Below are 24,096 nucleotides of genomic sequence, written 5' to 3'. Positions count from 1 at the left end.
ATCCGGTGCTAGCGGAGCGCGGCGGCGAGGTAGGGGGCGGACACGCTGTCAGGGTGGGTCGACGCCACGGCCGGCGTGCCGGTGGCCACGACGCGGCCGCCGTCTCCGCCGGCACCGGGACCGAGGTCGATGACGTAGTCGGATTGGGCGACGACGCGCATGTCGAGTTCGACGACGACGACCGTGTTACCCCCGTCGACCAGCTTCTGCAGATGCCGCAGCAGACGGTCGGTGTCGGCGGGGTGCAATCCCGCCGACGGTTCGTCGAGCAGATAGAGCGCGTCGCCGCGGTGCGCCCGCTGTAGCTCGGTGGCCAGCTTGACGCGCTGGGCCTCGCCGCCGGACAGTTCGGTCGCCGGCTGCCCCAACCGCAAGTAGCCCAGCCCGACATCGCGCAACACCGTCAACGAGCGCAGTACGTCGGTATCGCCGTCGAAGAACTCCGACGCCTGCTCCACACTCATCTCCAGAATCTCGGCGATGTTGCGATCCCGCCACGTGATCTCCAATGTGCTTGCCTTGTAGCGGGTTCCGTGGCAGTCGGGGCACGGGGCATAGACGCTGGGCAAGAACAGCAGCTCCACCATCACCCACCCCTCCCCCTCGCAGGTCGGGCATCGGCCCGACGCGACGTTGAACGAGAACCGTCCGGCCTTGTAGCCCCGGCGTCGCGCTTCCGGTGTCGCGGCGAAACGGCGACGGATGTGGTCGAACATGCCGGTGTAGGTGGCAACGTTCGAACGGGGCGTGCGGCCGATGGGTTTCTGGTCGATGCACACCACACGACGCAATCCCCCAATGCCGCCGACGATCCGGCCGTCCACCGGTGCCGACCCCCCGACCAGCAGGAGGTCATCGTCCGACACCTCGTCAGTTGATCCGCTCACCGGTGCGCCCAGGTGCTCACCGACCAACGTCGGCAGCGCCTGACTGACCAGACTCGATTTCCCCGAGCCAGAGACTCCGGTGACCGCGGTCAGACATTTCAGCGGGAATGCCACCGACACGTCGTGAAGGTTGTTGCGGCTCACGTGTTCCAATCGCAGCCAGGCGGCGGGCTCGCGGGGCGTGCGGACCACCGGCGGCACCAGGCCGAACAGGTAACGCCGCGTGACTGATTCGGCCACCTCGGCGAGACCCTTCGGCGGACCGCTGTAGAGAATCTCCCCGCCGCTATCACCGGCTCCGGGGCCGATGTCGACCAACCAATCGGCCGCGCCGATGATGTCGAGCGAGTGCTCGACGACGAAGACACTGTTACCACGTCGCTTCAAACCATCCAGAACGCCCAATAACGCGTCCCGATCGCGAGGGTGCAGGCCGGCCGACGGCTCGTCGAGCACGTACACCACCCCGAACAGCTGCGACGACAGCTGCGTCGCCAGCCGCAGCCGCTGCAACTCTCCCGAAGACAGCGTGGGGGTGCTGCGGTCCAAGGAAAGGTACCCCAGGCCCAGATCCATGATCGGTTTCAGCCGCTCGAGCAGTTCGTCCGCCAAACGCGCTGCGGCGGCCCGCTTCTCGACAGACATGTTGGGGGTGTGTCGGATATCAGGAGCCGCCTTGTGCGCCGAGCCACCGGCAGATACCCGGTCTCGGACCGCCGCGCGGCGTGCTGACTCGTCGAGAACGTCGCTGGAACCCACCTCGGTCGGCGCCCAGCTGTCGCCGGCCACGGGCTCCAGAACCTGTGCGAGCGCAGTCAGCGAGAGTCCGGACAGGGCGGCGATGTCGAATCCCTCGAAGGTGACCGACAGCGCCTCGGGCTTGAGCAACTTGCCGTCACATGTGGGACAGACTGCGCTGCTGACGAACTGGGACACCCGCTTCTTCACCGAGGCGCTCTTGGTGTTGGCGAACGTGTCCAGGACGTATCGGCGCGCGCCGGTGAACGTGCCTTGGTAACTGGGCTCCATACCCTGTTTCACAGCGCGACGGGTCTGCGCCGGAGTGAACCCGGCGTACACCGGCACCGTCGGGTGCTCCTCGGTGTACAAGATCCAGTCGCGATCCTTCTTCGGAAGGTCTTTCCACGGCTTGTCGACGTCGTAACCCAACGACACCAGGATGTCGCGCAGGTTCTGCCCGTACCACGCCGGCGGCCACGACGCGATGGCCCGGTCCCGGATGGTCAGCGACCGATCCGGCACCATGAGCGCCTCGGGCACCTCATACACCCGGCCGATGCCGTGGCACGCCGGGCACGCCCCTTGCACGGTGTTGAATGAGAAATCCTCCGCGAACAGCATGGGCTGCTCAGCCGGGTAGTTCCCGGCGCGCGAATACAGCATCCGCACCAGGCTCGACAGTGTCGTCACACTCCCGACCGATGACCGCGCGCTGCCCACGCCACGCGACTGCTGCAACGCCACCGCGGGCGGCATCCCCTCAATCGAGTCGACATCGGGAACACCCACCTGGTCGATCAGCCGGCGCGCGTACGGGGCCACCGACTCCAGGTACCGACGCTGCGACTCGGCGAACAACGTTCCGAATGCCAGCGACGACTTGCCTGATCCCGACACACCGGTGAACACCACCAGCGCATCCCGCGGAACGTCGACGTCGATGTTCTTGAGGTTGTGTTCCCGGGCACCGCGCACCTGGACATCGGCCGGGATGTCCACCGGCCGCTCATCCCGCGGCGGTTCAGATGGCCTCATCACCACAATCCGACGGCATAGGTGATCAGTTCTTCGGCGAATAACCCGGTTTGGCGAGCAGATCCCGAAGGCCCGCATCGATGAATGCGGTATCGACCGGGTTCGCGCCGCCGCCCGCGAAATGCCCCCAGATACCGGGAATCACCCGCACCTCACCCTGGGCGATGTACTCACTTGCCCACTTTTCGTCCTCCGGCGGAAAGTAGAGGTCCTTTTCGGCCGGCATCGCCAGGAGCGGACACTGGATGGCACCGAGCGCCTTTTTGGTGTCGCCGTCGAATCCCGGTGTGTTGCCCACGTTTCCGCTGTGCCATGTCCGCAGCATCGTGATCAGGTTGTTGGGATCGCGTCCGTCACGGAAGAAGTTCTCCCAGAACCCGTAGAGGAAGTCATCGAGCGAGGTGAAGCCGAGCTCACGCCAGGTCTCTTCCCAATAGAACGCCTGCGAGTAGCCCCAGCCCGAATAGACCCGCGCAAATGCGCGCAATCCCTTGACCGGCAGGGCATTCGATGAGTAATCGCCATCCGCCCACGCGGCGTCAGCCGTGAGTGACGCGATCAGCGACTCAAGGAAGACTTTGTTGTGCGGTGCGGTGATGCTCGACCCGCAGAACGGTGCGGCGCGCTGCACCATCTCCGGGTGACTCACCGCCCACTGATACGTCTGGCCGGCACCCATGGACCATCCGGTGACAAGCGCGATGGTCGAGATGCCGAACTTCTCGGTGACGAGTTTGTGCTGCGCCTCGACCTGGTCATAGAACGTCACCGCGGGGAAGCGGGCCCTGTCGTAGGGCGCGGGAGTGTTCGACGGCGACGACGAGAGCCCGTTGCCGAGCATGTTCGGGACGATGATGAACCATTGGTCGGGATTGAGCGCCTTGTCCGTTCCGATCAACCACTCGTTGTCCGTGTGCCACCCCGAATACCAAGTGGGGTAGACGATGACGTTGCTCTTGTCGGCGTTGAGCGTGCCGTACGTCTTGTAGGCCAGGGTGGCACCTCGGAGCGTGGAACCACCCTGGAGGGTGAAGTCGCCAAGGTCGAAGTACTCGGCATCGCTGGGTGCGGGCAAGGTGGGCTCCTCTTTTCTGTTGTTGATTACTCTAAGTGCGACGGACAACTAAGTACCACGGACAACCAATTCCACTGGTAGACGGACAGATTCGACATCGCGCTGGGCGATGACGTCCAGCAGACATCGGAACGCGGTGGCGCCGATCTGTCGGGCCGGTGAGCGCACGGTGGTCAACGGCACCGGCAGCTGCGCAGCCACCGGGATGTCGTTGTAGCCCACCAGGCCCAGCTCGTCGGGAATGCTCAACCCGACGTCGCGGGCCACGCCGACCACGCCGATCGCGATCGAGTCACTGACCGCGAAGATGGCCTGCGGCCGATCGGGGCCGGTCAGCAACTCGGTGCCGGCGCTACGGCCGCCGGCGACGTCGAACGTCGAGCGCTTCACCCGGTGCGGCGGCAGCTCGACCCCCGCGTCGGCCAGCGCGTCGCGGAACCCGGCCAGGCGGTCGTTGGCGGTGGTGGCATGTGCCGGGCCGGCGATGACGGCGAGATCGCTCAGGCCGCGCTCCAGCAGATGCCGCCCGGCCAGGTAACCGCCGCGACGGTCGTCGCCGCCGACGAACGGGACGCCGGCCTCGGCGTGCCGGGTCATCAGCAACACCGGCACCCGGCCGAGGTTCAGCGACTCCAGGAAGCGGTCGCCGGGGATGTGCAGGCTCGACAGCAGCAGACCGTCCACCTGCCGGCTGACCAGGAATTCGATGGCGCGCCGCTGCGCGTCGAGGTCGTCGGGCGGGCTGGAGAGCAGCACGGAGTACCCCGCGGCGGTCGCGGCCTCTTCGATGCCCTCGAAGTACGTCGCCACCACGCCGTCGGTCAACCGCGGCATCACCACCCCGACCGTGGTGGTCCGGCGGGTCCGCAGGCTGGCGGCCTGCAGATTGCGCTGATACCCCAGTTCGGTGGCCACCGCCCGCACCCGCAACGCCGCCTCCGACCAGCCGTCGATCGGCTCGGGTTGTCGCAGCACGCGCGACGCCGTGGAGATGTGGACCCCGGCGCGCTCGGCGATCTCTTTGAGCGTCGGCGCCCGACCCGTCACAGCCGACCTCCTGATCCGGCGGATTGACCGCATCCGCGATGCGCCCCTACTGTAGGTGATGCAATCGTTCTCGCAAACGTTCTGCCAACCGATTGCACACATCTGCGGCTCCAGGAGGAAAAATGTCCAAGGCCACCACGCTGGCCCAGCTGTTCGCGCTCGACGCCCTCCTCGATGAGGACGAAATCGCCATGCGGGATACGGTCCGCAAGTTCTGCGATCAGCGCATCCGACCACACATCGCGGAGTGGTTCGAGGCCGGCACCCTGCCCGCCCGCGAGCTGGCCAAGGAACTCGGCGGACTCGGCGTCCTCGGCATGCACCTCGACGGCTACGGCTGTGCGGGCACCAGCGCGACGGCCTACGGCCTGGCCTGCCTGGAACTGGAAGCCGTCGATTCCGGCCTTCGCAGCCTGGTCTCGGTGCAGGGCTCGCTCGCCATGTTCAGCATCCACCACTGGGGCAGCGAGGAGCAGAAGCAGCAGTGGCTGCCGAAGATGGCCACCGGCGAGGCGATCGGCTGCTTCGGGCTGACCGAACCCGACTTCGGATCCAACCCGTCGGGCATGCGTACCCGCGCCAAGCGCGATGGTGACGACTGGGTGCTCAACGGCACCAAGATGTGGATCACCAACGGCTCCATCGCCGACGTCGCCGTGGTGTGGGCGCAGACCGACGACGGCATCCGCGGTTTCGTCGTCCCCACCGACACCCCCGGGTTCTCCGCCCCGGAGATCCACGCCAAACTCTCGCTGCGCGCATCGGTCACATCCGAACTCGTGCTCGACGGCGTGCGCCTGCCCGCCGATGCGGTGCTTCCCAAGGCTCAGGGCCTGCGCGGCCCGCTGTCGGCGCTGAACGAGGCCCGGTTCGGCATCGTCTTCGGTGCCGCCGGCGCCGCGCGCGACTGCCTCGAGACGGCCATCGACTACGCGCAGACCCGCGAGGTGTTCGACAAGCCGCTGGCGGCGTACCAATTGACGCAGGCCAAGATCGCCGACATGGCGCTTGAGGTCGGCAAATGTCACCTGTTGGCCTACCACCTCGGCCGGATCAAGGATCGCGGGGAGATCGCCCCCGAACAGGTCAGCCTCGGCAAGCTGAACAACGTGCGCGAGGCCATCGCGGTCGCCCGCGAATGCCGAACCATCTTGGGTGCCAACGGAATCACCCTGGAGTACCCGGTGCTGCGGCACGCCAACAACCTCGAATCGGTGCTGACCTACGAGGGCACCTCCGAGGTGCACCAGTTGACCATCGGCAGGGCGCTCACCGGCGCCTCGGCGTTCCGGTGAGCGCCGCGGATTCCGCCGGAGCTCTCGACGGCCTGCTCATCGCCGACTTCGGCCGGGTGCTGGCCGGCCCGTACGCCACCATGCTGCTGGCCGACCTGGGCGCCACCGTCGTCAAGATCGAGCGCCCGGGCACCGGCGACGACACCCGAAGCTGGGGGCCGCCCTGGGTCGACGGCGAGGCGTCGTACTTCCTGTCGGTCAACCGAAACAAACAGTCCGTCGCCCTGGATCTGCGCGATCCCGCCGGACTGGCGCGGGCGCAGGCGCTGGCCGCGCGGGCCGACGTGGTCGTGGAGAATTTCCTGCCCGGCACCATGGACCGGCTCGGGCTGGGTTACGACGACGTCAGCCGGACCAACCCCGGCGTGGTGTACTGCTCGATCACGGGATTCGGCCGGGAGCAACAACTTCCGGGATACGACCTGCTGATCCAGGCGGTCGGCGGGCTGATGAGCATCACCGGACCCGATTCGGCCACCCCCACCAAAGTCGGTGTCGCCGTGGTCGACGTGATCACGGGACTGCATGCCGCGGTGGGGATCCTGGCGGCGCTACGCCATCGCGACCGCACCGGCGCCGGTCAGCGGGTCGAGGTGAACCTGCTCTCGTCGCTGCTGTCGGCCCTGGTGAACCAGGCCTCGGGGTACGTCACCGCCGGGGTGGTGCCGCAGGCCATGGGCAACCGCCACCCCAGCATCGCCCCGTACGAGGTGCTGCCGACCGCGGACCGGCCACTGGTGCTCGCGGTCGGCAACGACCGCCAATTCCAGGCGCTGACAAAGGTTCTCGGAGCGGCTGAGCTCGCCGAAGATCCCCGCTACGCCACCAACGCCGAGCGGGTACGCCATCGTGTACCACTCATCGAGGAGCTGACCCAAGCGTTGGCCGCCGATACGGCCGATGCGTGGTACCAGGCGCTGACCGAAGTGGGGGTACCGTGTGGCCCGCTCAACGACCTCGCCGACGCCTTCGCCCTCGCCGAGCGCCTCGGCCTGAGCCCGGTCACCACGATCGCCGATCCGCGCCGGGACAAGCCGGTGGCCACCGTGTCCAATCCGATCCGGCTGAGCGCCACCCCGCCGCGCTACCGGACGGCACCGCCGCGGCTCGGCGGTTTGACGCTCGACCAAAATGGCTACCGTCAAACCATGTCTGAACCCAACGCCGACAGCCGCATCGACGACGTCGCCCCCGGTGACATCATCACCCTCGGCAGCGGTGAACCCGTCTGCAAGGTGGTTCACAAAGAGTCCACGGACTCGGGCTTCCTGGTCACCTTCGAAACCGACGACGGTGCGACGTCACAGCGGGAACTGGCCGCCGGGACACCGGTTACGCGGTCCCTGGAATCCAAGTGGGAGTCCACCCAGAGCCCGACCGCGCATTCGGACTGATACCCGTCACCGCACCAGGGTGGCCCCGCCGTCCAGCCGGATCTGCTGCCCGGTCATGAATCGGGACTCGTCGGCGAGCAGGAACAGCGCCGTGTAGCCGGTCTCCCAGGCACTGGCCCGACCCATCTTCAGCTTCACCACTTCCCGATAGGCCTCGTCGACCTCCTCGGGTTCGAAACCGAACAGCGACTGGGAATCGGTGTTGCCCAGCGTGGAGTCGATCGGGCCGAGCATCAACGTATTGGCACGGACGCCCGCGTCGGCGTATTGGGTGGCGGTGAGTTCGGTGATGTAGTTCAGCCCGCACTTACCGAGGGCGTAGGGCATGATCCCGATGTTGAGACCGACCTCGTTCTTGATGCTCGCGATGGACGAGAAGTTGATGATGCTGCCGGTGGAACCACCCTCGTTCTTCTCCATGCATTGGGCGGCAAAGAGATTGCAGTAGTAGCACCCCAGCATGTTCACGTTGATGCCGTGGTTGAAGTCCTCGACGGTCATCGTGTTGTTCACCCGGTCGAACGGCGGGTTGATCGCCACGCTGTAGACCATCCCGTCGACGCGACCGCTTTGCTGCATCGCGGTGTCGAAAATGCGTTGACAGTCATCCTTTTCGGCCACATCGGCCTGCACGGCGTAGGCCTTGCCGTTCTCCGCGGTGATCATGTCCACCGTCTCCTGCGCGGCGTCGAGGTTGCGATCGACGACCACCACCTCCGCACCGTGGCGGGCCGCGACGATGGCCGTGGCCCGGCCGTTGCCGATCTTGGGTCCGGGCATCTGCCCGCCGCCCACGACGACCACCACCTTGCCGGACAGGTCGAAGGCGGTACGCTCGCGATGCTCGAAATCCGTTGCCATTTTTGCTCTTTTCTGTGACTGATCCGCTAGATGCGGATGGCTTGTTCCGGGCAGCTGTCGACCGCTTCGGCGACCGCGCGCTCGAGTTCTGGCGGGATGTCGGCGGTGAGGGCCTCTGCGTAGCCGCCGTCGGTGAGCGTGAACACCTGCGGGCACAGCGCTGCGCATACTCCGTGTCCGCGGCAGAGATCATCGTCGACGACGGCCCTCATCGAGGCCCCTCCCCCACGTCGGCGGCAGGAGTCAGGGTCAGATGCAGATCGGTCAGACCGCGCAGGATGTACGTCGGCACATAGTCGTAGCGCCGGGCGTCGGCAGCTCCGTGCCTGGATTCGTCGATCTCGATGGCGCTGGTGGTCGCCAGCAGTCGCTGGATGACGACTTTCGCCTCGGCGCGGGCCAGCGGTGCACCGATGCAGCTGTGCACACCACGGCCGAAAGCGATGTGCCGCCGGGCATTGTGCCGATCCAGGTCGAAGACGTCGGGATTGTCGAACTGGCGCGGATCACGGTTGGCCGCACCGTAATGCACCATCACCACAGTGCCCGCGGGAATCTCGACGTCGCCGACGGTCGTGGTGTCACGGGCCAGCCGGAAATCTCCTCGAATCGGGCTTTCGAAACGCAGGGCCTCCTCGACGAAGTTGGGCACCCGATCGGGAGCGTCCCGGAGCTGCTGTTGAAGCTCCGGGTTTTCGGCCAAGATCTTCAAGGCCGAGGACAGGAGTCGGACCGTGGTCTCCTGGCCGGCCGAGAAGAGATTGGCCGCCACCCGCACCACGTCGATGACCTCCGGCGTCGATCCATCCGGGAAGGTGGCCTGCGCCATCTCGGTCATGACATCGCGGCGGGGATTGCGGCGCCGCTCGGCGATGTAGTCGCTGAACCGGGCGTAGAGGAACTCCAACGGAGCATGCGTCATCACGGCATCATCGGTACTGCCCAGTGAGTTGTCGCCGATCAGATGTTCGGTGAGTTCAGGGCGGTCCGCTTCGGGCACGCCCAGCAGATCTGCAATGACCAGGAGCGCAAAAGGATTGGCGACCGTACCGAGAAACTCGCCGCCACCATCAGCCACGTACGGCTGCAGCACCTGATCGGCCAGGCGCCACATGAACTCTTCGTTTTCTTTCAGGCGCTTGGGCGTGATCAGGCGGCTGAGTAATGAGCGGTGTCCCGTGTGTTTTGGCGGGTCAAACGATGGAAGTTGGTCGCTGAACGGCAACTCGTCGCGGTGCGCCTCGATCAATTTGCGCACTTCCGATGCGTCGAGACCGTCGAGCGGCACCGGGAATCCCGGAGTCGGCCCGGTGACCGTGTTGCACGACGAGAACGAGTCGTGGTCGCTGACCACCGCCAACGCCTCGTCGTAGCCCGTGACGATGACGACGTTCTTCGACGGCTCACGCAGGACCGGATTCGCGGTACGCATGCGCGCCAGCACCGGGTACGGATCCGCGACCAGTGCCGGATCGTGGAAAAAGTCGATGCCGTCGAGCGGGGACGGGTCGGCGGAAACGTCCTGATGAGACGCGGTATCCAATGTCATCGGCTCTCCTGAGCTGAGCGGTGCCAGCTGACCAAACGTATAGCTGCTTACTGACCAAACGTACAGGAATACACTGTACGAATGGTCAGTCTAGGCGAAAATGTTAGGCACGCTACATTTCGGTCGCCATCGTGAAGGGTGCGGCTTCGGGCGCCGGCGGCACGACCCGGCAGAAGTTGATCGACGTCGCCATCGAGTTGTTCCGGCGCCACAGCGTCGCCGGCACCTCGCTGCAGATGATCTCCGACGAGCTGGGGCTGACGAAATCGGCTATCTACCACCATTTCCGCACCCGCGATGAGCTGCTGAACGCCATCATGGAACCCGTGATCGACGAGCTGGCCGAGCGCGTCGAGAACGCCGAAGCCCAGCGGGGTAACCGCGCCCAGGCCGAATCCATGCTCACCGGCTACGTGTCCCTGGCCGTGGCGCATCGTGACCTGTTCCCCATATTCACCGGCGACCCCGGCGTCGCGGAACTTCTACGCCAACAACCCCGATCAGCCGCACTGGTCAAACGGCAAGCCGATCTGCTCGCCAGTGCCGAGCCCGGGGTCGGCGGCCAGGTCCGCGCCGCCGTCGTCATGGCCGGCATCTCGGCCGCCGTCGGCGTGGACTTCGCCGGCATCGACGATCGAGAGCTCTACGACCACCTGATCACGGCGGCCCGGCGCACGCTCGGCCTGCGCGCACCGCGCGAGGCAAATCTGAGTTCGCCCTCCTGAGTGCGGCGCGACCGCTTCGGCGGTGACCACAGACGTTCGACGGCAAGTCGATCGCCATGGGGGTAGCACAAGTGCTATCGTAGTCGCATGGAACGCGTGGGACTACGTGAGCTCAGGCAAGACGCCTCCGACCTCGTCCGCCGGGTCGAGGAAGGTGAGGAGTTCACCATCACCGTCGCGGGCAGACCGAGCGCCCGACTCGTGCCCGCAGCACCCAGGGCGTGGAGGAAGTGGACTGACATCACCGAACTGTTCCGCGGCCCGAACGACCCGGCCTGGAAACAGGACCGCGACATGATCTCCCATGAACTGCGCGACCCATGGGGAACTGCGTGAGGGCGATCCTCGACACCAGCGTGGTCATCGCCACCGACATCGGACCCCTCGACGGAGAATTGGGTATCAGCGCAATCACCGTCGCCGAAATGCATTTCGGAGTTCTCGTGGCCAAAGATCAGGGAGTGCGCGCCGAACGGCTACGACGCCTACTAGCGCTACAACGCACCTTTGATGCGCTGCCCATCGACGAGGCGGTGGCAGTCAGTTACGGCCAGATAGCGGCCGCCGTCGTCAACGCCGGTCGCCAGCCGCGGGCACGGTCCATGGACCTACTCATAGCGGCCACCGCCCACGCACACCATGCCAGGCTCTATACCCGCAACCCGGACGACTTCACCGGCGTCGACCACCTCATCGAGATCGTTAACGTCTAAACGACGCCGAAGGTGAGGGGCGCGTACCGCCCCACCCACGGCATGGCTTGCTCAAGCTGAGCCGCCAGCTTGAGCAGAAGCGATTCACCGGCAAGCGGTGCGACGAACTGGACACCGAGCGGCAATCCTTCTGTCGTCCAGTGCAGCGGCAGCGAGATCGCCGGGCGGCCAGTGATGTTCGCCAGCTGCGTGTAGGGCACCCAGCCGAGATTTTTGTCCACCATGTCGTCGACGATTTTGGTGTAGCGCAACAGGCTTGCGGTGCGCGTCTTGATCAGCACGTCCGCGCCACGCTGCAGCGGGACCGGTAGATCGAACTCGCCGATTCGCGGTGGCAGGGTGGCCAGAGTGGGCGTCAACAGCAGGTCGTACGACTCGAAGTACGTGCTCAGCCGCCGTGTGTGTTCGTGGCGCCGCTGCACCGCATCGAGATAGTCGACGCTGCTCGTGGCGCGCCCGATCGCCGCCATGATGAGCGTGTCCCGCTCGAAGGCGTCGTCACCCGCGCCGGTCAGCCGCTTGGCCTCGGCGAGTTCCCATGCGCTATAGACGAACCAGGTCAACAGGAAGTCCCGGGCCAGCGCGGCGTCGTCAAAGGGTGCTTGGGGCAGTTCCTCGACATGGTGGCCCAGCTCGGTCAGCGCGGCAGCCGTCGCCTCGACAGCCGCGAACGCTTCGCGGTGCGGTGTCGGGTTGATCGCCGTCGGCACCCACAGCCCGATCCGCAACTTCCCGGGATCCGCACCCACGCACGACGCAAAAGACTCATCGGGCACGCGCGGCACGTAGGGCCCGAAGGGCTCGCCGCCGCTGAGCACATCGAGCATCCCGGCCGTGTCGCGCACCGTCCGGGAGACGACGCCTTGAACCGCCGCGCCGTGCATGGATTCTCCGACAACCGGGCCTGAGGGGGTGAGCCCGCGGCCCGGTTTCAGCCCGACAAGGCCACAGCTGCCCGCCGGGATGCGGATCGATCCGCCACCGTCGTTGGCGCCGGCGCAGGGCACGATGCCGGCGGCGACGGCGGCCGCCGACCCGCCCGAGCTTCCTCCCGGTGACCTCGCCAGATCCCAGGGATTGCGGGTCGGTCCCCAGGCGTCGGGCTCGGTGATGCCCTTCGCTCCGAACTCGGGAGTGTTGGTCTTCCCGAAGATGACCAGGCCCGCGTCGAGCCAGCGCTGGACGACGGTGGCGTGCTCGGCGGCGTTCAGCGACATCAGCGCGAGGGAGCCGGCCGAGGTGGGCAAGCCCGCATAGTCCTGCGCGAGGTCTTTGATCAGGAACGGGACGCCGGCGAACGGGCCGGTCAGATCATCCGACGGGGATGCCGGGACGTCCCGCACGATGGCGTTGATCTTCGGATTCACCGCCGCGGCCCGCTCCCGGGCGGTGGCGAGCAGCTCAGCCGCCGAAACCTGCTTGTCAGCAACCAGTTTCGCCAAGGAGGTGGCGTCTTGGGTCCGGTACTCGTCGAAGTCCATCCCACGACGGTAGACCGAGGTGACTCTGCGCGGTGGGCCACACCCGGGCCCATCTGCCTACAGTGAGGAATGCTGCTGATCACCGGACCGTCGGGCAACGTCGGCTACGAGCTGGTGGAACAGCTCAACCGTCGGCCGGACCTGTCCTGGCGCGTGGCCAGCAGGCACCCCGATGAGCTGAAGGCGAGATTGAGCGGTGGGTCGGCAGAGGTCGTCGCCCTGGACTTCTTCGACCGCTCCACCCGGGACCGCGCAGTGGCCGGTGTCGACTGTCTGTTCCTGTTGTTCCCGCTTCCCGGCAACCGAGCCGCACGGGACGCGATCATCCCGTTCATCGCCGCCGCCGAGAAGGCCGGATGCCGGCACGTCGTGTACGTGTCGGTGTTCGGTGCCGACCGCGCCCGGTTCATCCCGCACTACAAAGTCGAGAAGGCTTTGCGCGAAAGCACACTCACGTGGACGGTGCTGCGGTGCAGTTTCTTCATGCAGAACCTGCACCGGCAGATCTCCACCCACGGCGAGGACATCGTCGAGCACGGCGAACTGTTCATTCCCGCCGGCCGGGGGCGCACCACCTTCATCGATGCGCGGGACGCCGCCGAGGTCGCGGCGAAAGTTCTCGCCGATCCGCAGGAGCACGTCGATACCGTCTATCACCTCACCGGGCCCGCGGCGTTGACCATGGACGACGTGGCTGCGACGCTGACCGCCGAGTTGGGCTTCAAGGTCACCTACACCCGACCGGGGCTGCTTCGTTTCGTCCGCCGCCTGCGCAAGCGCGGAGTCGGTTGGGACACAGTGGGTTTCCTGTGTGCGGTGTATACCCTGACCCGGTTCGGGGCGAACCAGCCGTTGACTGACGACGTCGGCCGGCTGCTGGGCAGGGCGCCACGCACCTTGACCGAGTTCGTCCGCGACAATGCCTGGCGCTGGCGGGAGCGAGCCTGGACTTAGCGCTAAGTGTCGCTCTTTGCACCGGATAGCGACACTTAGGTGATTAAGTGTCGCCATTATGGACCCATGGCGACACTTGCGCCGCTCAACTACGAGACGCTGCACTGGGCTCCGAGCCTGCACAGCAGCTACTCCGGGTCGTCTCACCGGGGCGGGCATTGTCGTCGAGTTCACCGACCGCGCACGTGATCGTGCCTGGCGCGCACCTGAAATCCTGGATGCGCTCGACGCTTTCGCCGAACGGGCGGGGCGGCGCGGATGAACATCCCGGTACGGCCAACGCGATGCCTCGACCTACTGCCGATCAGCTCTGCTCCGACCACTTCCGGTTGAGGAACTCCACTTGGTCGATGTGATCCTCAGCCCAAGTCCGGATCTGCGCCAACGGCACCGCCGCGCTTCGGCCGAGTTCGGACAGGGTGTACTCGACGCGCGGCGGCACCTCGGCATAGACGGTGCGCTCCACCAGCGAGGCCGCCTCCAGTCGGCGCAGCGTCTGGGTCAGCATTTTCGCGCCCACCCCGGGCAGCACGGCCTGCAACTCCGAGAATCGCACGAGGCCTCGCTCATCCAGCACCCCGATGACCAGAGCCGACCATTTGTTGGAGATCAGGTCCAACAGCGCCCGGCACGGACAGTTCTCGGCATAAACGTTGTGCTCGTCGTGACGCCCGGTCGGGCACGGTCTGGCCACATCGGCTCCTTCTGCTCAGATGGATGAAACCACCTCCGACCGGCAATGCTTCCCGCAAGGACAGTAGGCGGCCTTGCGGGAAACCGGCACCGCACTCCTACCATCACCGCGAACACACCGACAGGGAGAGCCGATGCAGATCGACAACCGAGACACCGCCGTGCTGTTCATCGACCCGCAGATCGATGTGCTGAGCCCACTTGGACGCAACTGGGCGGTGCTGGGTGACAGCGTCACCGAGAACGGGACGGTGGCGCACATGATCGAGATCTTCGAGGCCGCCCGGAAGCGCGACGTCACCATGGTGATCTCGCCGCACTACTTCTACCCCGCCGATCACAGCTGGAAGTTCAACGGCCCGTTGGAATCCGCGGAGTTGGAGTCGAATACGTTCGCCCGCACCGGCCCTCTGACACTCGACGGATTTGCCGGTTCCGGCGCCGACTGGCTGCCCGAATTCCGGGACTTCATCGAGGATGGGATGACGGTGGTCTGCAGTCCGCACAAGGTGTTCGGGTCGCAGACCAACGACGTGGCCCTACAGCTGCGCAAGCGCGGCATCAGCAGGGTGATCCTGGGCGGAATGCTGGCCAACATGTGCGTCGAATCGCATCTGCGCGACCTGCTCGAGCAGGGCTTCGAGGTCGCCGTCGTCGGCGACGCTACGGCGGGGCCGCGTCATCCCGAATGGGGCGATGGATACGCCGCGGCGATGATCAACTACCGCTACCTCGCCCATGCGGTGCTCAGCACCGCCGACGTCGTGGCAGCGATGGCATGAGCCGGCCGCTCCGGGTGGGCCATATCGCGCTGTCGTTTCACGACGCCGCCGCGGAGCAGGTCGAGCTGCTACTGCGTTCGCACGGCCACGACATCGAGCGTCACAGTGCTCCGCACGAGGAGATGTTCACCGCGCTGGGTCGAGGTGAGGTCGACATTCTGGTAGCTGCGTGGCTGCCATTCAGCCACGGGCGGTATGCGGCTGCCCTGGGTCCTGACGTACGCCCGGTGACCGTGCTTTATGAGCCCTATCCGATCTGGGGCGTACCGGACTACGTGCCGGCCACGGTGGCTTCCATCGCCGACCTGCTGGCACCGCCAGCGCTGCAGCACATGGAGCGGTTGATCCAGGGCATGGCACCGGGCGCCGGAATCAGCGAGATGTCGCCGCGGGCCGTGCGTGAGTACGGATTAGACAGTGCTGGTTACCATTTCGAGCACGGTACCGAAGATGCCTGCATTCGCCGTTTCGTAGATGCGCTCGACCAACAGCGCTGGGTGGTAATGCCGTTCTGGCATCCGCAGGGACTGCATCTGCACCACCGGATCCGGCGGTTGCAGGACCCGTTGATGATTCTTGGTGCCACCGACAATGCCACCGTGCTGGTGCGCCGGGACGCCGAGGAGTTGATCGGTGCCGCGGCCCTGGCCGACCTCGCCCAGTTGTACCTGGGCAACGCCTTGGTCGCCACCCTCGACGACAAGGTTCGCCGCCGCACCTCGACCCCTTATACCGACTTCAGCCGCTGACCTGATTTGGAGAACCAATGCCCACTATGAGCGCTGTCGGCTCGTTCGCCGGACTGCCGATCGATGACCCGGAAGCCTTGTGCGACATCGAGATCGCAAGACCCGAACTGCGACCACACGATGTGCTGGTCCGGGTGCACGCCGTATCGGTCAACCCGGTAGACATCAAACGCCGTCAAAGCCTGCAACCATCAACCATCCCGACCATCCTCGGTTTCGATGCCGCCGGAACGGTCGAGGCGGTCGGCGCCGAGGTGGGCACCCACAGCGTCGGCGACGAGGTCTGGTACGCCGGCGACGTCACGCGGCCGGGTACCAACGCCGAATACCACGCGGTCGACGAGCGCCTGGTGGGGCGTAAGCCCACGACGCTCTCTTTCACCGAGGCTGCGGCGATGCCGCTGACCACCATCACGGCATGGGAGACGTTGTTCGAGCGCTTCGGGCTCGGCGCCGACTCCACCGGGGATCTGCTGATCCTGGGTGCGGCCGGTGGCGTCGGCTCGGCCATGATCCAACTCGCCAAGGCACGCACCAAGGCTCGGGTGATCGCCACCGCCAGCCGAGACGAGTCGCGGGAGTGGTGCCGGGCACTCGGCGCCGATGTGGTGGTCGATCATCACCAGTTGCGCGAACAGGTGCTGAAGGTGGCACCCGACGGCATCGACTACCTGTTCTCCCCGCACTCGCAGGGCAATGTGCAGACCTACGCCGACATTGTGCGTCCATTCGGCCACATCACCGCCATCGATGAACCCGAGGGCCTCGATCTGTTGCCACTGAAGGCGAAAAGCATTGCTTGGCACTGGGAATTGATGTTCACCCGATCGATGTTCGACCACGACATGATCGCCCAGCAACGGCTGCTCACCGACGCCGCGGCCATGGCGGACGCCGGGTTGCTGCGTAGCACCCTGACGACTGCGATCGACCACTTCGACGCCGCCGGATTCCGGCAGGCCCACCGGCTCGTAGAGTCCGGCTCCATGGTGGGCAAGATCGTCGTCCATCGTTCCTGATCCAGATGCGGAGAGCACGTGAGCACTGAGCTGGATGTCGACCTCGCGGTCATCGGTTTCGGCAAAGGCGGTAAGACGTTGGCCGCGACGCTGGCGAAGCTGGGCCGTCGGGTCGTACTGATCGAACAGTCTGCGGCGATGTACGGCGGCACCTGCATCAACATCGGTTGCGTACCAACTAAGTCCATGGTGTACCGCGCAGAGATGTTGTCCGGCGTTGACCCACATCCGAGCGAGTACGCCGCGGCCGTGGCCGCCACCGCCGATATCACCGCCGAACTGCGGGCCATCAACTACGCCATGCTAGAGAATCTCGATACCGCCACGGTGCTCACCGGGCACGCCCGGTTTCTCGATCCGCATCGACTGGCCGTGAAACTAACCGACGGCAGCACGGTCACCGTGACCGCACGCTGGATCGTCATCGGTACCGGCTCACAGCCGGTACTGCCCGACATCCCGGGGCTGGTGGACTCGCCGATCGTGTACACCAGCACTGATCTACTTGCTCGCCGGCAGCTTCCGGAACACCTGGTGGTGCTCGGCGGCGGGTATGTGGGCCTGGAATTCGCCGGCATGTACGCCGCCTACGGATCGGCGGTGACGGTACTGGAACGCAGCACGCGATTGTTGACCCGAGAAGACTCCGATGTCGCTGACTGCACCGCCGAAATCCTCTCCTCCGGTGGCGTTTCCGTTATCACCGACGCCCAGGTCAGCTCGGTGACCGATGACGGCGTCGAATACCGGGGCGCCGGTGCAACTCATCGCGTGGCGGCCGACGCGGCGCTAGTGGCATTAGGCCGTGAGGCGGTGACCAATGGCCTCGACCTAGATGCGGCCGGGGTGGTGACCACCGACCGCGGCGCGGTGGCCGTAGACGAGCACCTCCGTACCAGCCAGCCGCATATTTTCGCCGTCGGCGATGTCAATGGCGGACCGCAGTTCACCTACATCTCGCTCGACGACTACCGGGTGGTGCTATCCCAATTGACCGGCAGCGGATCCCGTAGCACCGCAACACGATCCGCGGTGCCCTACGCGTTGTTCACCACGCCACCGCTGGCCCGGGTGGGCATGACGGCTACCGCGGCAGAGGCCGCCGGACACGAGATCAAGGTGGCATCGCTGCGGGTGCAGGACATGGCTACTATGCCGCGGGCCCGCATCGTGTCGCAGACCGCCGGGATGATGAAGGTAGTGGTCGACGCCAACACTGACCGTATTCTGGGTGCGGCGTTGCTCTGTCACGACGCGCACGAGGTGATCAACACTGTCGCTCTGGCTATCCGATACGGCATCACCGCGACCGAACTGCGTGACTCGATCTTTACCCCTCCGTCCATGACCGAGGGCTTCAACCAGTTGCTCGGCGCCCTGTAGACCGCAGCCAGATAGTCGGCCGCCGTCGCGCCGCCGCAACTGGCACCTCTTGCCCCATAACGCTACCCCGCGTAGCGTAACGACGCGTGACCCGGAGCTTCCACGTCGGCCAACCGTTCACCACGTCCGATGCCGAGATCGCGGCGGCATTGGAGCAGGTCAGCATCCCGACGCTATTGCTCTCGCTCGTGCACATCACCGGCGACCCGCGTTACATCCGCGACTTCAAACAGGCCGGGCTGTTCCTCAACGAGGTCCAGGGCTTCATGAGCGAGGAGGACAAGGCCCGGGTCCGTGAAGTGGCGTTGCCGGTGATCGCCGACTACCGCGATCGTGGCTGTCCGGTCCCGGATCCCCCACCCGCGGAACTGGTCCGCGAGATGCTCGACTGGGCGGCCTGTGAGCCGGTCGACGACGACAACGTGCCGCTGATGCTCGAAGAACTCGACCTCGAGGGGGTCGACCCGCGCCGGCCCAACACGCTCGACGACGCAGAAAATTTTCACGTCATCGTGATCGGCTGCGGAGAATCCGGCGTGTTGGCCGGGGTCCGGCTCAAGCAGGCCGGCATCGACTTCACGATCGTGGAAAAAAATGCCGGCCCGGGTGGAACCTGGTGGGAGAACAGCTATCCCGGCGCCCGTGTCGATGTTGCCAACCACTTCTATTGCTACAGCTTCGAACCCAGCAACCACTGGGACCACTTCTTCGCCGAGCAGCCCGAGCTACGTCAGTACTTCCAAGATGTGGTGGACCGCCACGAACTGGAACCGAACATTCGCTGGAACACCGAAGTCGTTTCGGCCACCTGGAACACCGACCACTGGGATGTCACGGTGCAATCGGCGACCGGAACCGAGACGCTGCACGCCAACGCCGTCATCACCGCCGTCGGCCAGCTCAACCGTCCGCAGATCCCCGAGTTCCCCGGCGCGGAAACCTTTGCGGGCCCGGCCTTTCACTCCGCCGCATGGGACCACAGCGTCGACGTCACCGGCAAACGGGTCGCGCTCATCGGGGCGGGCGCCAGCGGCTTCCAGATCGCCCCGGCCATCGCCGACAAGGTCGCGCACCTGACGGTTTTCCAGCGCACCGCGCAGTGGATGTTCCCCAACCCGATGTACCACGAACCCGTCGCCGACGGCGTGCGCTGGGCGATGGAACACCTTCCCTATTACGGCCGGTGGTACCGGTTCCTGCTGCTGTGGCCCGGAGCCGACAAGGGCCTGGATGCCGCGCGGGTCGACCCCGACTAGGACGACCACGGGAACGCGGTCAGCGAGATCAACGCCATCGCCCGCATCATGTTCACGGACTGGATCACCACCCAGGTCGGTGACGATCCCGAGCTACTGGCCAAGGTGCTGCCCGATTACCCGGCCACCGGCAAGCGCACACTGCAGGACAACGGCAGCTGGCTGGCCACCCTCAAACGCGACAACGTCGATCTGGTGCGCACCCCGATCGAACGCATCACCCCCACCGGCGTCGTCACCGCCGATGGACAGAGCTATGACGTCGATATCATCGTGTACGCCACGGGTTTTCGTGCCACCGAGGTGCTGTTTCCGATGACGATCACCGGGCGCGACGGTGTCGACCTGCACGACGTGTGGGGGCAGCGTCCGTACGCCTACCGCGGGATCACCGTGCCGGGCTTCCCGAACTTCTTCATGACCTACGGGCCCGGGACCCACCTGGCGCACGGCGGCAGCCTGATCCTCAACTCGGAACTGCAGATGCGCTACATCAACCAGTGCCTGGAACATCTCATCACCACGCGCGCCAAGACCATGGAACCGCTACCCGAGCCGACGAAAGAGTGGCACCAGCGCTCCCAAGAGCAGATCCGCCAAACCGTGTGGGCACACCCGTCGATCACACACTCCTATTTCAAGAACGCTGACGGTGAGATCCACACCGTCAGCCCGTGGCGGCTGAGCGAATACCGTTCCGCCATCGATCAACCCGTCTGGTCCGACTTTGCCGTAGAGGAGGCCTGATGCGCGCCGTGGTTGTCGATCACGCCGGCACGATCCACGTCGAGACCCGACCGGACCCGGTACTGCCCGGCCCGGACGGCGTCATCGTCAAAGTGGAATCGACCGCCATCTGCGGTTCGGACCTGCACTTCCTCGAAGGCCACTACCCCATCGTCGAGCCGGTGTCACTGGGACACGAGGCCGTCGGCACTGTCGTCGAAACCGGCTCGCAGGTAACCAGATTCACCACCGGTGACCGGGTGCTGGTGTCCTCGGTCGCCGGTTGCGGTAAATGCACGGGGTGTGCCACCCATGACCCGATCCGCTGCGTGCACGGGCCGCAGATCTTCGGCTCCGGTGCGCTCGGCGGCGCCCAGGCCGAACTGCTCGCCGTGCCCGCCGCCGACTTCCAACTGCTGGCCGTCCCCGACGGCATCACCACCGAGCAAGCCCTGCTGCTGACCGACAACCTGGCCACCGGATGGGCGGCCGCCAGACACGCCGACATCCCCATCGGTGGTTCGGTGGCAATCGTCGGGCTCGGCGCGGTCGGCATGTGCGCGCTGCGGAGCGCGCTGACACTCGGGGCCGCACAGGTTTTCGCGGTCGACCCGGTGGAGACCAGGCGTTCCCGCGCGGAGAAATGGGGCGCCATCGCGATCGCCCCGCCCGCGGTGCAGGCGATTCGCGAGGCCACCGGAGGCGCCGGCGTCGATGCGGTGATCGACGCAGTCGGCTCCGACGCCTCCCTCAACGACTCGATCGAAGCGGTGCGCGCCGGCGGCACGGTCTCGATCGTCGGCGTGCACGATCTGCAGCCTTACCCGCTGCCGGCACTGGCCTGCCTGATCCGCAGCCTGACCGTCCGGCTCACCACCGCGCCGGTGCAGCAGACCTGGCCGGAACTCGTCCCCCTGCTGCAGGCCGGCCGGATGGACGTCGACGGCATCTTCACCGACAACCTGCCACTCGACGACGCGGCCGAGGGCTACGCGGCCGCCATGTCCCGGTCCGGAGACCACCTCAAGATCCGGCTCACGACGTAGCCCGCGTCACACTTTCGTTGATTTGGGAATGAATTCCGCATTGTGGGCACTTTCACGGGCACGTGTGCCCACCGAACCCGTTAACTGACTGCCCTCAGACCGCCTTCCCGAGCGACGCGTATCCGACGGACAGCGACGGGCGGCGCTGATGCGTCAAGGACCACTCGCCGGCCGCTACCCCGCCGCGGCCGCCATGGTCAGCCTGGCGCTGATCCCCTATCTGGCGCTCTCGGCGGCGGTGGAGCCGCTGGTGCCGGTCATCTCCTCCGAACTGCACATGTCGGCCCAGGCGATGAGCCTGGGCTTCGGCTTGGGCAACGCGGCCTATGCGGTGGGCACGGTGCTGGCCGTCCAGTTCGCCCAGCATCTGCCTCAGCGCCGGATGCTGTTGGCGTATGCGGTCGTGCTGGTCCTCGGGTCGGTGCTGGCCGCCGCCGCGCAGAACGGGGTCATGTTCGTCAGCGGTCACGTGCTGCAGGGGCTGTCCACCAGCATGCTGCTGATCGCCGCAGCGCCGTCGCTGACCATCGGCTTCCCGCGCGACAAGCTGCGCTACACCGCCGTGATCATGAACATGTGCGTGTTCGGGGCGGTCGCCCTGGGACCGTTCATCGGCGGTCTGCAGGCCGAGGCGCAGGCATGGCGGCCGTTGTTCTGGATCATCGCCGCCATCGCGGTGACGGCTCTGGTCATGGCGGCCCTGACGTTCGAGGACGCGCCGCCGGCCGATCTCGACGCCCCGCGGGACCTCAAGGCCATCGGCCTGGCCTCGGTCGGTTGCGCCGCGGCGTTCATCGGTGCCGCGCAACTCACCAGCCACGATTTCACCGACCCGGCGGCCTGGGCACCGATGCTCGGCGGCCTGGCGCTGATCGTGGTGTTGATGGTCTACCAGTTCCGGGCCCGCCGGCCGCTGCTGACCATCCGCACCATGCTCACCAGTTCCATCCCGGTCGCCGGCGTGGGCGTCGCGCTGTTCGCGGCCGCCGCGTCGGTCGCGGCCACCGCGCTGACGGCCCAGGTCTTCATGCAGACCTACAGCCCGGTGCAGGTCGGGCTGCTGTATCTGCCCGAGCTCGCCGGCGCTGTCGTGATGGCCTTCGTGTTCGGATTCGTCATCACCCGCCGCGCGACGCACTACCTACCCCTGGTCGGCATGGGACTGCTGGCCGCCGGGATTCTGGTGTTGCTGCTCGCCCTGCCCGGCAACCGGCCGCTGGCTCTGCTCGGCGCGGCGCTGACCGGTCTGGCCCTGGGCGCCACCGTGGCCCCGGCCCTGTTCGTCGCCGGTTTCTCATTGCAGTCCAACAGCCTGCAGCGGGTCTTCGCGATCATCGAGTTGCTGCGCGCGGTGGCCGCCTTCATGGTGGCGCCGATCTTCGCGTATTTCGCCGCCAACGCTGCCGGTGGACTCACCGCGGGCGCCGTCGACGCACTGTGGATCGGATTCGGGTTGGCGGTCGGCGGCGCCATTTTCGGCGTGGTCGTCTACGCGCTCAGTGGAGCTCGGCCGCAGCAACCTGACCTCGACACGTTCCTCGACGGCGAATCCCCGGCCTGGTATTCACCGCCACTGCTGGCCCGGCTCCGGCCCAATCTGCCGGCACCGGCCGTCCCCGAGCGCGCACGCCCCTTAGTGACGCCGCCGCCCCGCGAAACCTCGGCCGGAGGTCCGGTGCTGCTTGCCTATGACGGTTCGGCCCGCGCCGGGTGCGCGATCGAACAGGCCGCCACCGAACTACCGGCCGGACGCGACGCACTCGTGGTCTGCGCGTGGCAGCCCGTCGACGTCGGGTTTACCCCAAGCGAGCCAACGCATTTCGACGCCGATCAGGCCACCGAGGTCCGTCGCGCCGCCGAGCAGACAGCCGCCCACGGCGCCTCGATCGCCGCTCGGGCCGGATTCTCGGCGCGCAGCGTGGCCGTCGAGGCCGCCCCCATCTGGAAGGGCATCGTCGCGACCGCCCGTGACCACAACGCGAGCCTCATCGTGGTCGGACCGCACCGGCGCAGCGGCTTGTTGGGCCACCTCGAAGGCAGTGTGGCCGGCGCCGTCGTCGCGCATGCCACCACACCGGTGCTGGTGGTCCCTGAGACGGCGGCCACGGCCTGTCCGTGAATTGAATCGGCACCTTCGGGCGTTCTCTCTAACGCATCCGCTTGGACGCGACACCCAGATGAGGGAGACCGCAGTGACCACTACCCAGACCGACAACGTCATGTACACCGCTCAAACCCACACCACCGGTGGCCGACAGGGTGAGGCCTACAGCTCCGATGGCAACCTCGACATTCAGCTGACCCCGCCGGGCGGCAACGGCTCCGGCACCAATCCCGAGCAGTTGTTCGCGGCCGGCTGGTCGGCATGTTTCCTTAGCGCCATGGGCCTGACGGCAGGAAAGCACAACGTGAAGCTGCCCGCCGAGACTGCCGTGGACGCCGAGGTAGATCTGCTCAATGCCGACGGCGCGTTCTCACTGCGGGCGCGGCTGAACGTCACCATCCCCGGAATCGATCGCGAGACAGCTCAGGCGATCGCCGATGACGCACACCAGGTCTGCCCGTACTCGAAGGCGACCCGCGGCAACATCGACGTCACGATCAGCGTCGCCTGATATCCGGCCAACGGCATCCGAGTTCGATTCTCGCGGAGCGCAATCGACACTCGGGTCGGCCACGGTCTTG

At 66.3% G+C, this 24,096-nt stretch carries 20 protein-coding genes and 3 pseudogenes; 15 read left to right on the top strand and 8 right to left on the bottom strand.

What is annotated here, in order from left to right; all coding sequences use genetic code 11:
• Positions 1-8 precede the first annotated feature (8 nt).
• The 3 genes from A5733_RS04130 to A5733_RS04120 are packed head-to-tail and all read right to left on the bottom strand — an operon-like array spanning position 9 to position 4,785.
• Positions 9-2,663 (bottom strand): excinuclease ABC subunit UvrA, encoded by a 2,655-nt coding sequence (locus A5733_RS04130; RefSeq protein ID WP_198938723.1) that lies wholly within the window; start codon positions 2,661-2,663, stop codon positions 9-11.
• Positions 2,664-2,688: 25 nt separating this feature from the next.
• Positions 2,689-3,738, bottom strand: a complete 1,050-nt coding sequence (locus A5733_RS04125; RefSeq protein ID WP_076239185.1) for an alpha/beta fold hydrolase — start codon at positions 3,736-3,738, stop codon at positions 2,689-2,691.
• Between the two features lie 48 nt (positions 3,739-3,786).
• Positions 3,787-4,785 carry a LacI family DNA-binding transcriptional regulator gene (locus tag A5733_RS04120; protein WP_369830898.1) on the bottom strand — a complete coding sequence of 333 codons (999 nt, stop codon included), beginning with the start codon at positions 4,783-4,785 and terminating at the stop codon, positions 3,787-3,789.
• 122 nt (positions 4,786-4,907) lie between these two features.
• On the opposite strand from A5733_RS04120, the gene A5733_RS04115 reads away from it, so the two are divergent.
• Together A5733_RS04115 and A5733_RS04110 are read left to right on the top strand one after the other, a co-directional pair.
• On the top strand, positions 4,908-6,080 hold the full coding sequence (locus tag A5733_RS04115; RefSeq protein ID WP_076239183.1) for an acyl-CoA dehydrogenase family protein: 1,173 nt from the start codon (positions 4,908-4,910) through the stop codon (positions 6,078-6,080).
• A pseudogene (locus A5733_RS04110) lies at positions 6,077-7,192 on the top strand (CaiB/BaiF CoA transferase family protein); the annotation flags it as partial. The gene A5733_RS04115 and the pseudogene A5733_RS04110, both read left to right, overlap by 4 nt.
• A 288-nt stretch (positions 7,193-7,480) precedes the next feature.
• Here the strand turns inward: A5733_RS04110 and A5733_RS04105 are convergent.
• The 3 genes from A5733_RS04105 to A5733_RS04095 are packed head-to-tail and all read right to left on the bottom strand — an operon-like array spanning position 7,481 to position 9,884.
• A complete protein-coding gene (locus tag A5733_RS04105) occupies positions 7,481-8,335 on the bottom strand; it encodes an SDR family NAD(P)-dependent oxidoreductase (RefSeq protein WP_076239182.1) in 855 nt (284 codons plus the stop codon).
• A 26-nt stretch (positions 8,336-8,361) separates the two neighbouring features.
• A complete protein-coding gene (locus tag A5733_RS04100; RefSeq protein WP_067764209.1) occupies positions 8,362-8,547 on the bottom strand; it encodes a ferredoxin in 186 nt (61 codons plus the stop codon).
• Complete coding sequence (locus tag A5733_RS04095; RefSeq protein WP_076239181.1) at positions 8,544-9,884, bottom strand: cytochrome P450; 1,341 nt, start codon at positions 9,882-9,884, stop codon at positions 8,544-8,546. The genes A5733_RS04100 and A5733_RS04095 overlap by 4 nt, the downstream gene beginning before the upstream one ends.
• A gap of 131 nt (positions 9,885-10,015) precedes the next feature.
• Between A5733_RS04095 and A5733_RS04090 the strand changes: the two genes are divergently transcribed.
• From A5733_RS04090 to A5733_RS04080, 3 genes are all read left to right on the top strand, one after another.
• Positions 10,016-10,609, top strand: a complete 594-nt coding sequence (locus tag A5733_RS04090) for a TetR/AcrR family transcriptional regulator (protein WP_067764203.1) — start codon at positions 10,016-10,018, stop codon at positions 10,607-10,609.
• 87 nt (positions 10,610-10,696) lie between these two features.
• Positions 10,697-10,945 carry a type II toxin-antitoxin system Phd/YefM family antitoxin gene (locus A5733_RS04085; protein WP_076239180.1) on the top strand — a complete coding sequence of 83 codons (249 nt, stop codon included), beginning with the start codon at positions 10,697-10,699 and terminating at the stop codon, positions 10,943-10,945.
• Positions 10,942-11,322: a type II toxin-antitoxin system VapC family toxin gene (locus A5733_RS04080; protein WP_076239179.1), complete on the top strand. Its 381-nt coding sequence runs from the start codon at positions 10,942-10,944 to the stop codon at positions 11,320-11,322. Before A5733_RS04085 ends, A5733_RS04080 begins: the two co-directional genes overlap by 4 nt.
• Here the strand turns inward: A5733_RS04080 and A5733_RS04075 are convergent.
• Complete coding sequence (locus A5733_RS04075; protein WP_076239178.1) at positions 11,319-12,803, bottom strand: amidase; 1,485 nt, start codon at positions 12,801-12,803, stop codon at positions 11,319-11,321. The two genes, A5733_RS04080 and A5733_RS04075, sit on opposite strands and share 4 nt — an antisense overlap.
• Positions 12,804-12,872: 69 nt before the next feature.
• Between A5733_RS04075 and A5733_RS04070 the strand changes: the two genes are divergently transcribed.
• Together A5733_RS04070 and A5733_RS27820 are read left to right on the top strand one after the other, a co-directional pair.
• Positions 12,873-13,757: an NmrA family NAD(P)-binding protein gene (locus A5733_RS04070; RefSeq protein WP_076239177.1), complete on the top strand. Its 885-nt coding sequence runs from the start codon at positions 12,873-12,875 to the stop codon at positions 13,755-13,757.
• Between the two features lie 142 nt (positions 13,758-13,899).
• Positions 13,900-14,019, top strand: a pseudogene (locus A5733_RS27820) (Fic family protein); the annotation flags it as partial.
• 42 nt (positions 14,020-14,061) lie between these two features.
• On the opposite strand, the gene A5733_RS04060 reads toward A5733_RS27820, so the two are convergent.
• Complete coding sequence (locus A5733_RS04060) at positions 14,062-14,451, bottom strand: helix-turn-helix domain-containing protein (protein ID WP_076239175.1); 390 nt, start codon at positions 14,449-14,451, stop codon at positions 14,062-14,064.
• 133 nt (positions 14,452-14,584) lie between these two features.
• On the opposite strand from A5733_RS04060, the gene A5733_RS04055 reads away from it, so the two are divergent.
• The 8 genes and pseudogenes from A5733_RS04055 to A5733_RS04020 all read left to right on the top strand — a co-directional run bounded on the left by A5733_RS04055 (position 14,585) and on the right by A5733_RS04020 (position 24,026).
• A complete protein-coding gene (locus tag A5733_RS04055; protein WP_076239174.1) occupies positions 14,585-15,232 on the top strand; it encodes a cysteine hydrolase family protein in 648 nt (215 codons plus the stop codon).
• Positions 15,229-15,981, top strand: a complete 753-nt coding sequence (locus tag A5733_RS04050; protein WP_076239173.1) for a glycine betaine ABC transporter substrate-binding protein — start codon at positions 15,229-15,231, stop codon at positions 15,979-15,981. The genes A5733_RS04055 and A5733_RS04050 overlap by 4 nt, the downstream gene beginning before the upstream one ends.
• 17 nt (positions 15,982-15,998) lie before the next feature.
• Positions 15,999-17,000: a zinc-binding alcohol dehydrogenase family protein gene (locus A5733_RS04045; protein ID WP_076239172.1), complete on the top strand. Its 1,002-nt coding sequence runs from the start codon at positions 15,999-16,001 to the stop codon at positions 16,998-17,000.
• 18 nt (positions 17,001-17,018) lie between these two features.
• Positions 17,019-18,383: an FAD-dependent oxidoreductase gene (locus tag A5733_RS04040; protein ID WP_076239171.1), complete on the top strand. Its 1,365-nt coding sequence runs from the start codon at positions 17,019-17,021 to the stop codon at positions 18,381-18,383.
• A gap of 86 nt (positions 18,384-18,469) precedes the next feature.
• Positions 18,470-20,386: pseudogene (locus A5733_RS04035) on the top strand (flavin-containing monooxygenase).
• On the top strand, positions 20,386-21,411 hold the full coding sequence (locus tag A5733_RS04030) for an alcohol dehydrogenase catalytic domain-containing protein (protein ID WP_076239170.1): 1,026 nt from the start codon (positions 20,386-20,388) through the stop codon (positions 21,409-21,411). Before A5733_RS04035 ends, A5733_RS04030 begins: the two are co-directional and overlap by 1 nt.
• Before the next feature lie 148 nt (positions 21,412-21,559).
• Positions 21,560-23,530, top strand: coding sequence for an MFS transporter (locus A5733_RS04025; protein ID WP_076239169.1), 1,971 nt, complete (start codon positions 21,560-21,562; stop codon positions 23,528-23,530).
• 100 nt (positions 23,531-23,630) lie between these two features.
• Positions 23,631-24,026, top strand: coding sequence for an organic hydroperoxide resistance protein (locus tag A5733_RS04020; RefSeq protein ID WP_233152617.1), 396 nt, complete (start codon positions 23,631-23,633; stop codon positions 24,024-24,026).
• Positions 24,027-24,096 lie beyond the last annotated feature (70 nt).

This window comes from Mycobacterium sp. NS-7484 (assembly GCF_001953975.1).
GTDB lineage: Bacteria > Actinomycetota > Actinomycetes > Mycobacteriales > Mycobacteriaceae > Mycobacterium.
The sequence above is the reverse complement of the archived record's forward strand: the minus strand, read 5'-3'. Positions and strand labels throughout refer to the sequence as shown.